13 protein-coding genes are annotated in these 12549 nt (G+C 54.8%); 9 read left to right on the top strand and 4 right to left on the bottom strand.

What is annotated here, in order from left to right:
* Positions 1-22 precede the first annotated feature (22 nt).
* Entirely contained in the window at positions 23-580 is a 558-nt protein-coding gene (locus tag WA429_RS06180) for a carboxypeptidase-like regulatory domain-containing protein (RefSeq protein ID WP_287465620.1), read from the bottom strand.
* Positions 581-584: 4 nt separating this feature from the next.
* Complete coding sequence (locus WA429_RS06175; RefSeq protein ID WP_287465622.1) at positions 585-1379, bottom strand: DUF4198 domain-containing protein; 795 nt, start codon at positions 1377-1379, stop codon at positions 585-587.
* A gap of 97 nt (positions 1380-1476) precedes the next feature.
* Between WA429_RS06175 and nikR the strand changes: the two genes are divergently transcribed.
* Positions 1477-1956 (top strand): nickel-responsive transcriptional regulator NikR, encoded by a 480-nt coding sequence (gene nikR / locus WA429_RS06170; protein WP_068517479.1) that lies wholly within the window; start codon positions 1477-1479, stop codon positions 1954-1956.
* A 90-nt stretch (positions 1957-2046) separates the two neighbouring features.
* Here nikR and WA429_RS06165 read toward each other — a convergent pair whose 3' ends face one another.
* Positions 2047-3525: an autotransporter outer membrane beta-barrel domain-containing protein gene (locus tag WA429_RS06165; RefSeq protein WP_336107207.1), complete on the bottom strand. Its 1479-nt coding sequence runs from the start codon at positions 3523-3525 to the stop codon at positions 2047-2049.
* 902 nt (positions 3526-4427) lie between these two features.
* On the opposite strand from WA429_RS06165, the gene recA reads away from it, so the two are divergent.
* Together recA and WA429_RS06155 are read left to right on the top strand one after the other, a co-directional pair.
* The gene (recA, locus tag WA429_RS06160) at positions 4428-5501 is read left to right on the top strand and encodes a recombinase RecA (RefSeq protein ID WP_068517480.1); all 1074 of its coding nucleotides are present in this window, start codon (positions 4428-4430) and stop codon (positions 5499-5501) included.
* Positions 5502-5605: 104 nt separating this feature from the next.
* The gene (locus WA429_RS06155) at positions 5606-5911 is read left to right on the top strand and encodes an NIPSNAP family protein (RefSeq protein ID WP_206927992.1); all 306 of its coding nucleotides are present in this window, start codon (positions 5606-5608) and stop codon (positions 5909-5911) included.
* 7 nt (positions 5912-5918) lie between these two features.
* Here the strand turns inward: WA429_RS06155 and WA429_RS06150 are convergent, their stop codons facing one another.
* On the bottom strand, positions 5919-6989 hold the full coding sequence (locus WA429_RS06150; RefSeq protein ID WP_287465626.1) for a helix-turn-helix domain-containing protein: 1071 nt from the start codon (positions 6987-6989) through the stop codon (positions 5919-5921).
* A 130-nt stretch (positions 6990-7119) separates the two neighbouring features.
* On the opposite strand from WA429_RS06150, the gene WA429_RS06145 reads away from it, so the two are divergent.
* The 6 genes from WA429_RS06145 to alaS all read left to right on the top strand — a co-directional run bounded on the left by WA429_RS06145 (position 7120) and on the right by alaS (position 12469).
* The gene (locus WA429_RS06145) at positions 7120-8172 is read left to right on the top strand and encodes an alpha/beta hydrolase family protein (RefSeq protein WP_287465628.1); all 1053 of its coding nucleotides are present in this window, start codon (positions 7120-7122) and stop codon (positions 8170-8172) included.
* Between the two features lie 237 nt (positions 8173-8409).
* A complete protein-coding gene (locus WA429_RS06140; RefSeq protein ID WP_068517483.1) occupies positions 8410-8550 on the top strand; it encodes an entericidin A/B family lipoprotein in 141 nt (46 codons plus the stop codon).
* A gap of 62 nt (positions 8551-8612) precedes the next feature.
* Positions 8613-8789 carry a DUF1328 domain-containing protein gene (locus tag WA429_RS06135; protein ID WP_082817698.1) on the top strand — a complete coding sequence of 59 codons (177 nt, stop codon included), beginning with the start codon at positions 8613-8615 and terminating at the stop codon, positions 8787-8789.
* Positions 8790-8993: 204 nt separating this feature from the next.
* Positions 8994-9137 (top strand): entericidin A/B family lipoprotein, encoded by a 144-nt coding sequence (locus WA429_RS06130; RefSeq protein WP_068517484.1) that lies wholly within the window; start codon positions 8994-8996, stop codon positions 9135-9137.
* A complete protein-coding gene (locus tag WA429_RS06125) occupies positions 9130-9645 on the top strand; it encodes a GNAT family N-acetyltransferase (protein ID WP_287465629.1) in 516 nt (171 codons plus the stop codon). Before WA429_RS06130 ends, WA429_RS06125 begins: the two co-directional genes overlap by 8 nt.
* A 169-nt stretch (positions 9646-9814) precedes the next feature.
* Positions 9815-12469: an alanine--tRNA ligase gene (gene alaS, locus WA429_RS06120; RefSeq protein WP_287465630.1), complete on the top strand. Its 2655-nt coding sequence runs from the start codon at positions 9815-9817 to the stop codon at positions 12467-12469.
* Positions 12470-12549 lie beyond the last annotated feature (80 nt).

Genomic DNA, 12549 nt, shown 5'->3' with positions numbered 1-12549 from the left:
AGGCATTTAGGCATTTAGGCAACTAGGACTGATGCGCCTTTCGCATGCGTCCCCACAACAGCAACCCGCCATAAAAGTTCGCGAGCACGCTTAACCCGAACAACATCCCCGCCCAGACCGGCAAATCAAACATTGCCGCCGTGCCGCGCATTGTTGTGTTGGCAACTGGCGCGGTGGGGGTAGTCGGGGCAGTCGGGTCTGGTGGGTCGGAGGTTATGTCGGGTTTGCTCTGATGGGTCAGTTGCACCAGATGCCCCATGCCATCACCCACCCGGATGTGCCAGTTTTGCGGTTGTGTGATGTCACGGCCCGGCTGATCCGGGGCAAAGGCAAAATGGCCGCTGCGATCGGTACGCGCCTTTTGCCAGATCTTGCCATCAGGGGCGGTGACGATGACTTCGGCAAATCCCATGGGACTGCCGTCGGTATAGCCAAACCGGTATCGAACCGTATTCTCATTGCCAACAGCTAGCCAGCCAGCCCCGTGGGCGCGGGCATCTGTCGGTTCCGATAGGATCAGAACCGACAACGCCACAAGAACCATGATAACCGGCACCCGGCTGATACCCGCCAGATGCATTTTCCTAGCCGTCCACATGGAAGCTTAGCGTCGCGCGAAGGTTATGAACCCGTACCCCGTCTGCGGCATCGGGTATATCGGTTGCAACCCGCACGACCCAAAGGCCGGGTGCCGAAATGCGGACCTTGGCAATGGCACTGCCGCGGTCATCGGCAAGGGTTTCGGTATAATAGGCCCAGGAAGACGGGGTTGGGGTAAACCCGGCATAGGTCGCAAGAACGGTGGTGGTCAAAGGCTCCCCGTCAAGCAGGATGCGAAATTCGGCGTCCGTGCCGATTTTGGTCCGCCGCGGATCGCCAAGCGGAACGATTTCAAGCCGATCACCAAGCGGGGTCGTGGCCACGGCATTGTCATCAGTTGCCTGCGGGCCGATCAGATGTTTTGCAAATTTCTCGTAACGCGAAGCGGTCAGGGCATCGGGATGCTGTTCAAGCCCGCCTTCCTGCCAGCCATCGGGCGTCTGTGACCAGACAACCGGCAAACGGTGGGCAGCAATCCAGCCGGTTTGCGCATGATCGTCAACAGATGCAACAAGGTTCGGGGCGTTCGGATTTGGTGTGACATCAAGTTCGGTCTGTCCGGCATCAGTGATCAGGCGGGCGCGCACATTTTCGATGGCTTCGGCTTCTTCAGGTGTGCCGAACTTATGGGTCGAATCAAGAAATATCGTTGTCGGTTGGCCCGGCGCAAAGGTGCTTTGTGCGGTGCTGGCGATGAATTCATGGGCGGTTGTCGCACTGCTGATCAGGCACCCGGTCATGCCAATTATCAGGGCACGTGCGAACTTTGATTGAAACATCTGCTATCCTTTGGGAAATTAGGTCTATGAAATGGCGGTATGAACTTTTCAAAATTGTTCATACGAGTCAAGCTGATGATTCTGAAAGGGAATTGATATGACCCGTGTGACGGTATCAATCGAAGATGATCTGATGGAAGCGTTCGACACCTTCCTTGAAGGGCGGGGCTATACCAACCGGTCCGAAGGATTCCGTGATCTGATCCGTGAAAAGCTTCAGAATGCCAAGCTTGACGAAGACCCCAACGGGGTGGGAATTGCCGTTCTGAATTATGTCTATGACCATGAGGAACGCATGCTGGCATCACGTTTGATGAGCACCCAGCATGAACATCACAATCTGACGGTCTCGACCGTGCATTTCCACATCGATCATGACACCTGTCTTGAAAGCGTGACCCTGCGTGGCAAGCTTGCCGAAATTCGCGCCTTTGCCGACAAGGTCCTGGCACAGCCCGGCGTGCGCCACGGGCAGCTTTATTCCGTTCCGGGGGAACTGCACATTGAATCCCATCACCACGGGGATGAAGACCACGGTGCGGCCCATACCCACGAACATCTCAAAATTACCACCTGATCGTTCCTGGCTTTGCGGTCATGCGCCATAAAAAAACAGCCGCCCTGGTGACAGGGCGGCTGTTATGGTTTTGTTCGAGGATAATACTGTTTAGAACGCGAGTGTCATATTGACTTGCGCAACACTGGCGGCATTGCCCGATTGGGAAATGTCATGGGCCAGTGACAGGCGGCTCGACATCGGACCTTTGTCAAAGCCAAAGCCGGTCGACATCGACTGGTTGCCATATTCATCAACATCACTGCCAAAGAACGGGGACATGATGCCGACGGACGCACCGCTAAGGTCGCGAAGTTCGAAACCATAGCTCAGCGTTCCGGCAAGGGTATATTCATTATAGTCCGTACGACCGGCAAGGTAGCTTGCCTCAAGTGCGGCATTCAACCCCGTCGTCGCATCCGACAACCGCAGGCCGCCGCCAATGTTGAAAGCTGATTTGTCGTTATTGAGTTCATCGGTAAAGTCATAGATCAGACCGGCTTCGACAAACGGTGTCAGTTTCAGGCTGTGCAGCTCGAAATCGTAAGCAGCCTCGAGCGACGGTTTGACCTGACGGGTGTTGGAGCGGGAGCTTTCAACGAATGTGTTGTCGCTCTCGACATAGCTATCAATCGTTTTTTGTGCGGCCAAAAACGATACGGACGGGCTGATAGAGACCGGATAATCGGCAAGGGGCTGATAGAAATAGCTGGTTTTGAGCGAGGCATACCACATGGCGGAGTTGGTGGAGCCATTGATGCTGCCATTGCTGCAGGTGACGTCAATATCGCCTTGTGAATAGCCCGCCTCGGCAACAAGCGAAAGGTTGTCAATCGGCTGATAGATGGCATAGGGCGAAATGACCCATGCGCTTTCATCGTAGCTGCCGTTATTGAAGGACGTGGTCAGGTTGGTATCGTTGTAGCCAACAGACGCCCCGGCAATCAGACCATTTTCAAACCGGTAATCCGCGCCAAGGTTATAGCCCCAGACATCACCGTCATATCGGTTGTCCTGGCCGCCCGAATTGAAATCGTTGTCGACTGATGTGTAAGACCCATGGCCCCAAACTGTGATTGGCGAATAGGACTGAAGGGCCGCGCGGCCATCAACCCCGGCAGCCCCGCCAACAGAACCCTCATCGGTCGGGCCAAGGGCCAATGCATGATCGCGCGCCAGATCCGCTGCAATAACAGAGCTATCGAAAGCAGCATTCATCGCCAGTTTGCGCATGACAGCCCGCATATCATCGGCGCTGTCGCGATATGCAAATCCGCCACGAGAGGCCGCCCCATATCGGTTGTCCGCAAAGGATGCGGTTTCATCATTTCCAGCCCCCGGTACACCACCAGATGCCCCGCCCGTTGAGCCACCGGTTCCAGTACCACCGGCACCAGCACCACTAGGTGCGCCGACGCCGCCACTGCTTACACCCGCACCGGCACTGCCGACCACCGTTGCAACGCGGGCTCCGATATTCTGTTGAATGACAGAGGTCTGGGACCGCGAAACCGCACTGGTGACGGCTTTGGACGTGGTTTCGGAGGAAGTCTCATTGCTGGCTGTGGGCTGTGCGCAGCTAATTGTCACGCGAAAGTCTGCTGCGCTTGCTCCATTTTTTGAGAAGTACGATGATACTTGGTACTCTGCGCTGGACTGGGCTGTGACCACCAATTGGCCAGTGCCGCCGTTTGCCGAAACGGTTGTCTGTACAGTGTTCTCACTCGTGCTCGTATCCATATTATAAATGGTCAGGTTCGGTGTTGCATCTACCGAGAAATTGTTTTGCCACAGATACGTGACTTTATCGCCGGCTTGTAAGTTTAGCGTGGCAGTTCGGTATAAACTTGTGCTGTTCTGACTAGGTGGCTGGTTCGAGATAAGGCCGTTGATAGACGTGCAGTCATAGTTGGTCGCCGCATGTACAGGTGTTGTGGTCAGTGGAAGCGCGCCAGCAATGCCAAGAAATAAAGCTGATGAAATTGCCAATTTAGATAGTTTCATTAATCCCGATCCATAGCGTTGGGTTAGGTCCAAAAAACAGAAGGTTTATGAAAATCAGTGCCCGGACATTTTGTGCTTTGGGGTCGGATCACATCCCCGGGATGCCACGTCAAGCTTGGGCGGAAACTTGTCAGTAAGTGTCAGATTTCCAAGCAAAATCAGATGTTTGCCCCGGGTCTTATGCAGCCCAGAGTTATGATGTCTAAGCTGTTAGAATAGATAGCCGGATCCTTGAGGATGGATGGGGTGTTGTAGGGCAGAAAGACTCCTGTTTGCGTCTTTCTGATCTGAGAAATGAGAACAAACTTGCAACATCCAAAATTTTATGACAGTGTTCGCATTATGTTCTCAATTCGGCTGCTGACGTGAACAGGGAAACTATTCTGTCTGGGCAGCAGGTTCTTCAAGCGGTGGCGTTCCGCATTTAGGTCCGGGGAACCGCCTGCGTTGCATCCTACCCGGCCCTGTGGAATAAGAGAGTTCGAGCAATGATTCAGACCGCGCTGCATTTGGTGGATAAGGATACTATGGATAAGCAGAAGGCACTCGAAGCCGCCCTTGGGCAGATCGAACGGGCATTTGGCAAAGGTTCGATTATGAAGCTGGGTCAGCGGGAAAGCGCCGTTGACATTTCAGCCATTTCAACCGGATCACTCGGTCTTGATATCGGACTTGGTATTGGTGGTCTTCCGCGTGGCCGTATCATCGAAATCTATGGCCCGGAAAGTTCCGGTAAAACGACCCTGGCCCTGCACACCATTGCCGAGGCGCAAAAACTTGGCGGGACCTGTGCATTCGTCGATGCCGAACATGCGCTTGACCCGGGCTATGCCCGCAAGCTTGGCGTGAATACCGATGAACTTCTGATTTCGCAGCCCGATGCCGGTGAACAGGCACTTGAAATCGCCGACACGCTGGTGCGTTCCGGTGCGATTGATGTTCTGGTCGTTGACTCGGTCGCGGCCCTTGTTCCGCGGGCCGAACTCGAAGGTGAAATGGGCGACACCCATGTCGGTCTTCAGGCCCGCCTGATGAGCCAGGCCTTGCGTAAACTGACCAGCTCGGTGTCGCGGTCGAACTGCATGGTGATCTTCATCAACCAGATTCGTATGAAAATCGGTGTGATGTTCGGCAGCCCGGAAACCACAACCGGTGGTAACGCGCTCAAGTTCTATGCGTCTGTTCGTCTTGATATCCGTCGTATCGGCCAGATCAAGGACCGTGACGAAGTTGTCGGTAACCAGACGCGCGTCAAGGTCGTCAAAAACAAGATGGCTCCGCCGTTCAAACAGGTCGAATTTGACATCATGTATGGCGAAGGCGTTTCCAAGATGGGTGAAATCCTTGATCTTGGTGTCAAGGCAGGCATCGTTGAAAAGTCCGGTTCCTGGTTCTCCTATAACTCGACCCGGATCGGTCAGGGCCGTGAAAACGCCAAGAACTTCTTGCGCGAGAATCCGGAAATGACCCAGGAAATCGAAAACAGCATTCGCGAAAGTGCCGGCCTGATCGCCGAAAGCATGACGAATATGAGCGAAGATGACCCGGTCAATGATGATTGATCGCGCTGTTTTTGCACGATGATTTAAAAAAAGACGGGCCGTGATTTCGGCCCGTCTTTTTTGTTTGGGCCATCAAACCCTTCACCCCGTTCAAAGGTGCAGCCATGATTACCTGCTATTTGAAATACATAATCGACAGTCACAAAATTCCCGAGTTTGAGGCATATGCCAAACGCTGGATTCCGATTGTCAATCGTATGGGCGGGACCCATCACGGGTATTTCCTGCCCCATGAAGGGGCGAGTAACGTGGCCTATGCGCTGTTCAGTTTTCCAAGCCTTGCCGAGTATGAAGATTACCGCAATCGCATGGCTGGTGACCGCGAATGTCAGGATGTTCTGAATATGGAAATCCGCAATCGCAGCATCATTTCCTATGAACGCAGCTTCATGCGCCCGGTCCTGGACTAGGGGCGGCCTATGATCCGCGTCGCGTTGCGGTCGTTGTCACTGCCGCTGCCGGGATTTGCTGCTGTTGCCACTGGCTGGGTGTTTGGCCGGTAATGCGCAGGAATTCGCGATTGAAATTCGATTTGGTGTTAAAGCCGCTTGAAAGCATGGTGGTTGTGACATTCTGTCCGCGCGCAAGTTCTTCGCAGGCATGATCAATCCGGAACCTGTTGATATAGCGCGACACATTTTCCCCGGTACTTTGATTGATCGCTGTGGATACCTGTTTCAACGGATAGCCCAGCCGCCGCGCAATCCGCGCCAGCGTCAGATCGGGATCAAGAAACAGCTTCTGACCGCTTATAAGCTGATCAAGTGCTGTCATGATTTCATCGACCGGGATATCGGGCGTATCGGGCGCGGTTTTGTCAGGCGCGCTTGACGGTTCGATATCATCACCCCCGTTGTCATCATCGCCCGATCCGATGGCAAGATCTGGGGAAAGCGCCAGAAACCCGATGGTCAGCACTGCCAGCGACGAAAAGATGCTTAAAATCACACCCGTCGCGCCTTCTGCCCCGAATTGCAGGGCTGCTGCGATCAAAAGATCGCTAAAGGCCGAAACAATCAGCGCAATGGCAATCACCCGCCAGATCAATGCCGGTACATGCCCGGATGCCAGACGCGAATGGGCCAGATCATTGCCCTGACGATGCAGTGCAATCAGGATGGCAGACGCATAGCCGACAAAAAGCCCGCCAAGCAGGGCATCAATCAGGACCGGCATGGCAAGGATCACGATCACCATCACCACCGGGGCCAGAAAATGGCAAAGATCGGTGGCGATAAGGCGCGACCGCAAACTGCTTTGCAAAAAGGCCATCCAGGCCAGCGCCGGGATCATCGATGCCATGACCGGCTGCAACAACCGGATGGCATCAAACCCGTAATAATGAACCAGCGACACGGTCACACTCTGACAGGCGCAGGCCAGCAGCAAGGCGGCAAGCAACCGGCTGGTCTTATCAAACAGGATTGCCCGCAAAAACAGATAACCCAGCAACAGGGCGACGATCATGGGTACGGGAAGTGCGATCATGTCTTGTGGCGATCCGATCATAAAACGTCCGAAAACCGGTTTTGCACGTCCTATAACCGGTTCAAGGACGCCAGCCCCCGAAATCAGGAGCAATTTCAACCCGGTGAAGATTAAAACACGGATTGAAATCATGAAACATGTAACTTCTGCGGCCCTTCTTTCACTTGGTCTTGCCAGCGTTCCTTGCATGGCGACCCCGTCCGCGGCACAGGAACTGGCGGGCTATGACCGGTTCGATGTCACTGCATCACACAGATCCATGCCGCTTTCTGCGTCCATCTGGTATCCGGCCGGGACTTATATCTATCGTGCGCCGGTCACCAAAAACGCAATCTGGCAAAGCACGGATGCCTATATCGGGGCGGCGATTGCACCGGGAAAACACCCGCTGATCCTGCTCTCGCACGGATCGGGCGGCAATATGGATGCGCTGGGCTGGCTGTCGTCGCAACTGGCACTTCGCGGGGCAATGGTGCTGGCGGTCAATCATCCCGGCACGACATCGGGGGATTCATCGCCCCGGCGCACCATTCATCTGGCGCCGCGTGCGGCCGATATCACGGCCCTGCTTGATCAGGTTCTCGCCGATCCGGATTTCGCCCCCTATATCGACCGGGACCGGATTTCGACGGTCGGCTTTTCGTTGGGTGGGACAACGGTTCTTAATCTGGCGGGGATGCGATTTGATGGCGACCTCTATCGTGAGTTTTGCAAGACGCATGGTGATGTGATGCAGGATTGTGCCTTTTTGAAACGTGGCGGGGTCGCTTTCGATCAACTGTCTGATGACATTGCCATCGATGCCAAGGATCCCCGGATTTCGCGATTTGTTGCGATCGAACCTGGCATGACCTATGCGGTTGATGACAACAGCCTGAAAAACACCGATCAGGATGTGCTGTTCATCCGGCTTGGCAAAGAACATGGCTGGCCGGCTGCTGATCTGGAAAGGACCGGAAGCAACTTGTTGGGCAAGCTTGATCATCCGGCCTATGCGGTTTTTGCCCCGGCTGACCATTTGACCTTTCTGGCGGAATGTGTGCCCGGTGCGGCCGAACTTCTGGCGCGGATGGATGACGATCCGGTCTGTTCGGACCCGGCGGGAACCGATCGCGGTCATATCCACCAACAGATCATTGATGAAATCAGCGGGTTTCTCGACCTTGGCGCGTCGCCATCCTGATTGGCACATCTGGTGGCGGATATCACGGATCATCCCCGGAAAGCGGCCCGTATGACGGGTTTCTTTCCGGTGCCCCAAAATGATCACGATTTCGCATAACTATATGAAAAATATATCATTAAATAGTGTCGAATGGGGTGAAAAACAGCCTTTAGTGATATGGGGGCGGAACAATTTTGAGTTGTCCCCGTTTGATATCCTGTGAGCAACACATCACGAGCAAACAGGAGAACAAACATGTCAGACCTGATGAAAAAAATTCTCGCCGTTCTGATGATTGGTGGTCTTGGTCTTGGCCTTGCGGCCTGCGAAACCGCCGAAGGTTTCGGCGAAGATGTCGAAGATGCCGGTGAAGCCATCCAGGACAGTGCTTCGTGATCCGGGCTGATTAAACAGGTCGCTTTACCCTCAAAGCACCCAATAACTGCAGGAGAATTCCCATGATTGGTTGGGCCGTATTCTGTCTGATCCTTGCCCTGATTGCCGCCGTATTGGGTTTTGGCGGCTTGGCCGGGACTTTCGTTGGCATTGCGAAGATTCTGTTCTTTGTCTTCATCGTGCTGTTTGCCGTTTCACTTCTGGTGAATGCATTGCGTGGCCGCCGCCCGCCGATGTAACCGGCAACGAAAGACAAAAAAGGGTTGGGATAAAAACCGAACCGACGAGCACACAAAAGGGCGCCATATTGGCGTCCTTTTGCTGTGTCTGGATGGGGCCGGGCAATGGCGATATCGGTTGCAACCAAAAACCGGTCGCGCCAAAATGGCGTATATACTCAAAGGCGGTATCCGAACCGCACAGCGTTGGAGCATTCAACAAACATGGTAACGATCACAAAACGTCTGTTGGCAGTTGCGATGGTTCTTGGCTTTGGCATGGCGTTGTCGGCCTGCGAAACCGCCGAAGGATTTGGCCGCGATATGGAAAAGCTGGGTCAGCAGATCCAGGAAAGCGTGAATGAGTAACCGTTCAAGCGCCCTTGCCAGCGAACGGTTATATTATGCCCCGGTAAAGGTCGCCGATATTGGCGACCTTTTTGTGTTTCTGGGGGATGCTGCGGCAATGCGCTTTACCCATTGCGATCAATCGCTTGAAGATTGCCAGACCAGATTGCTGGCCTTTGAATCGCGTCGCAATCAGGACGGCTTTGCCCCCTGGGTCGCGCGGCACAGGGAAACCGACAGAATCATCGGTTGGGGCGGGCTTTATATCGATCCGTTCGATCCTGACTGGGGACCGGAAATCGGTTATTTCCTTCATCCCGACCATCATGGTCGCGGCTTTGGCCGTGAACTTGCCCAAACCGCCATCGCCTTTGCGCGGGCCCGAACATCCTGTCGCATGTTGGGTGCCTTTGCCCATCCCGACAATCATCCATCGGCCAAGCTATTGTCCCGATTGGGGTTTGTGCAGATCGGTTTTGTCGCGTCAATGAACCGCAACCGGTTTCGCCTGATGATTGACCGGGCCTAGCGCGCGGCGATTTTTGCCTTGTTGCAATCACGCAATTCATAAAACTTGATACATTTGCCGCCCAAGCCCTTCGCCTGACTGGACAGGGCAGGGCCGAGCCGCTAAATAGGGCAGTCCGTCCGCCAACATGGCGGATGAATTTGTTCCGCGTTTTCCGGGTTGGAGAGATATGCAGACCGTTAACGATATCCGCACCACGTTTCTGGAGTTCTTCCGCAAGAACGGCCACGAAGTCGTTTCCTCCAGCCCGCTGGTGCCGCGCAATGACCCCACCCTGATGTTTACCAATGCCGGGATGGTCCAGTTCAAGAACGTTTTCACCGGTCAAGAGCATCGCGATTATTCACGCGCGACCACCTCGCAGAAATGCGTGCGTGCCGGTGGCAAACATAACGATCTTGAAAATGTCGGTCATACCGCCCGCCATCACACCTTCTTTGAAATGCTCGGCAACTTCTCGTTTGGCGATTATTTCAAGGAAAACGCGATTGAATTCGCCTGGAACCTGATCACCAAGGAATATGGTCTTCCCAAAGACAAGCTTCTGGTCACGGTTTATCACACCGATGACGAGGCCCATGGTCTTTGGAAAAAGATCGGCGGTCTGTCTGATGACCGTATCATCCGTATTCCGACCTCCGATAACTTCTGGTCGATGGGTGATACCGGCCCGTGTGGTCCGTGCTCGGAAATCTTCTTTGACCATGGCGATCACATTTGGGGTGGTCCTCCGGGCAGTGCCGACGAAGACGGCGACCGTTTCATTGAAATCTGGAACCTCGTCTTCATGCAGTATGAACAGATGGCAAATGGCGATCGCATTGATCTGCCCAAGCCCTCTATTGATACCGGCATGGGTCTGGAACGTATTGCCGCTGTCCTTCAGGGCAAGCACGACAACTATGACATCGATCTGATGCGCGCCCTGATCGAAGCATCGGCCGATGCCACCAATACCGACCCGGATGGTCCGCATAACGTGTCGCACCGTGTGGTTGCCGACCATCTGCGTTCGACCAGCTTCCTGATTGCCGATGGTGTTTTGCCGTCCAATGCCGGTCGCGGTAACGTTCTGCGCCGTATCATGCGCCGTGCAATGCGCCACCTGCACATGGTCGGCACCCAGGATCCGGTCATGTATAAACTGGTTCCGGCACTGGTCCGCAAAATGGGCGGGGCGTTCCCGGAACTGGTCCGTGCCCAGGCGCTGATCGAAGAAACGCTCAAGCTCGAAGAGCAGGGCTTTAAAACCATGCTTGATCGCGGTCTCAAGATGCTTGATGACGCGACCGATGGCATGAACGAAGGTGCCACCCTTTCGGGCGAGGTTGCCTTCAAGCTTTATGACACCTATGGCTTCCCGCTTGATCTGACGGCCGATGCGCTCAAGGCACGCAAAATCGGCATTGATGAAGACGGTTTCACTTCCGCCATGGAAGAACAGAAGGCCAAGGCACGTGCCGCATGGTCGGGTTCGGGCGAAGCAGCGACCGAAGAAGTCTGGTTTGACATCAATGATCGTGATGGCGCGACCGAATTCCTTGGCTATGAAACCGAAACCGCCGAAGGTGTTATCACCGCCCTGATCAAGGATGGGGCCGAAGTCAAAACCGTATCAAAAGGTGACGAGGTTGCCGTTCTTGCCAACCAGACCACCTTCTTTGGTGAGTCCGGTGGTCAGCAGGGCGATGCCGGTGTGATCAAAACCGAAAAGGGTGCGATCATTGAAATCACCGACACCCAGAAAAAGCTCGGCGCGCTGCATGTGCATCTGGGCAAGGTTGTCGAAGGCGACGTTTCGGTTGGCGATGCGGCTGAATTCCGTGTTGATCATGCCCGCCGTTCAAGCTTGCGTGCCAATCACTCGGCAACCCACCTTCTGCATGCGGTGATGCGCAAGCATCTTGGTGATCACGTTACCCAGAAGGGCTCGCTGGTTGCACAGGATCGCCTGCGTTTTGACGTTTCCCATCCCAAGGCCGTAACCGCCGAAGAAGCCGCCCTGATCGAAGCAGACGTCAACCGTCTGATCCGTGAAAACAGCGAAGTCACCACCCGTCTGATGACCCCGGACGAGGCGATTGAACTGGGTGCGATGGCGCTGTTTGGTGAAAAATACGGCGATGAAGTCCGCGTTGTTTCCATGGGCCTTCCCGAAAGCAACGAACATGCCTACTCGCTTGAGCTTTGCGGCGGTACGCATGTCAAACGCACCGGTGATATCGGCATGTTCAAAATCGTGTCCGAAGGTGCGGTTTCAAGCGGGGTTCGCCGTATCGAAGCCCTGACCGGTGCCGATGCTGCCAATTACATGGCAGCCCGTGAAAACGTGCTGGCAACGGTTGCTGCCGACCTTAAGGCCGTCCCCGAAGATGTCCCGGCACGCGTCAAGGCGCTTCAGGAAGAACGTCGTCGTCTGGAACGCGAAGTCTCCGACCTGCGCAAGAAACTCGCAACGGCTGGTTCCGGTGGCGCTTCGGGCGGTGATGCCTTCAAGGAAGTCAATGGCGTCAAACTGGCCCTGCGTTCGCTTGACGGCATTCCGGCCAAGGAACTCAAAGGCATGGTTGACGAACTGCGTGACCAGATGGGGTCTGGCATTGTTGCCCTTGTTTCGGGTGATGGTGGCAAGGCATCCATCGTGGTTGGCCTGACCGAAGACCTGACCACGAAATTCAGCGCGGTTGACCTTGTCCGTATCGGGGTTGAGAAACTCGGCGGCAAGGGTGGCGGCGGTCGTCCGGATATGGCACAGGGCGGTGGTTCCGACCCGTCGCAGGCCGATGCCGCACTGGCCGCGATCGAGGCACATATCGCCGGCTGACGTGATCCACGATCAAAAGTATGACGAATAAAAAGGGCCCCGTTCGGGGCCCTTTTGTTTTGTCTGATGATTGCAATCTG

It is taken from the genome of Thalassospira sp. CH_XMU1420-2 (assembly GCF_037029325.1).
GTDB lineage: Bacteria > Pseudomonadota > Alphaproteobacteria > Rhodospirillales > Thalassospiraceae > Thalassospira > Thalassospira povalilytica.
Note: the sequence above shows the minus strand (reverse complement) of the source record. Positions and strands in the feature narration are given on the sequence as shown.

Bases quoted from the DNA above. Each gene is read 5' to 3' on its own strand.
- WA429_RS06180 (WP_287465620.1), bottom strand. From the start codon at position 580: ATGCATCTGGCGGGTATCAGCCGGGTGCCGGTTATCATGGTTCTTGTG.
- WA429_RS06175 (WP_287465622.1), bottom strand. From the start codon at position 1,379: ATGTTTCAATCAAAGTTCGCACGTGCCCTGATAATTGGCATGACCGGG.
- nikR (WP_068517479.1), top strand. From the start codon at position 1,477: ATGACCCGTGTGACGGTATCAATCGAAGATGATCTGATGGAAGCGTTC.
- recA (WP_068517480.1), top strand. From the start codon at position 4,428: ATGATTCAGACCGCGCTGCATTTGGTGGATAAGGATACTATGGATAAG.
- WA429_RS06155 (WP_206927992.1), top strand. From the start codon at position 5,606: ATGATTACCTGCTATTTGAAATACATAATCGACAGTCACAAAATTCCC.
- WA429_RS06150 (WP_287465626.1), bottom strand. From the start codon at position 6,989: ATGATCGCACTTCCCGTACCCATGATCGTCGCCCTGTTGCTGGGTTAT.
- WA429_RS06145 (WP_287465628.1), top strand. From the start codon at position 7,120: ATGAAACATGTAACTTCTGCGGCCCTTCTTTCACTTGGTCTTGCCAGC.
- WA429_RS06140 (WP_068517483.1), top strand. From the start codon at position 8,410: ATGTCAGACCTGATGAAAAAAATTCTCGCCGTTCTGATGATTGGTGGT.
- WA429_RS06135 (WP_082817698.1), top strand. From the start codon at position 8,613: ATGATTGGTTGGGCCGTATTCTGTCTGATCCTTGCCCTGATTGCCGCC.
- WA429_RS06130 (WP_068517484.1), top strand. From the start codon at position 8,994: ATGGTAACGATCACAAAACGTCTGTTGGCAGTTGCGATGGTTCTTGGC.
- WA429_RS06125 (WP_287465629.1), top strand. From the start codon at position 9,130: ATGAGTAACCGTTCAAGCGCCCTTGCCAGCGAACGGTTATATTATGCC.
- alaS (WP_287465630.1), top strand. From the start codon at position 9,815: ATGCAGACCGTTAACGATATCCGCACCACGTTTCTGGAGTTCTTCCGC.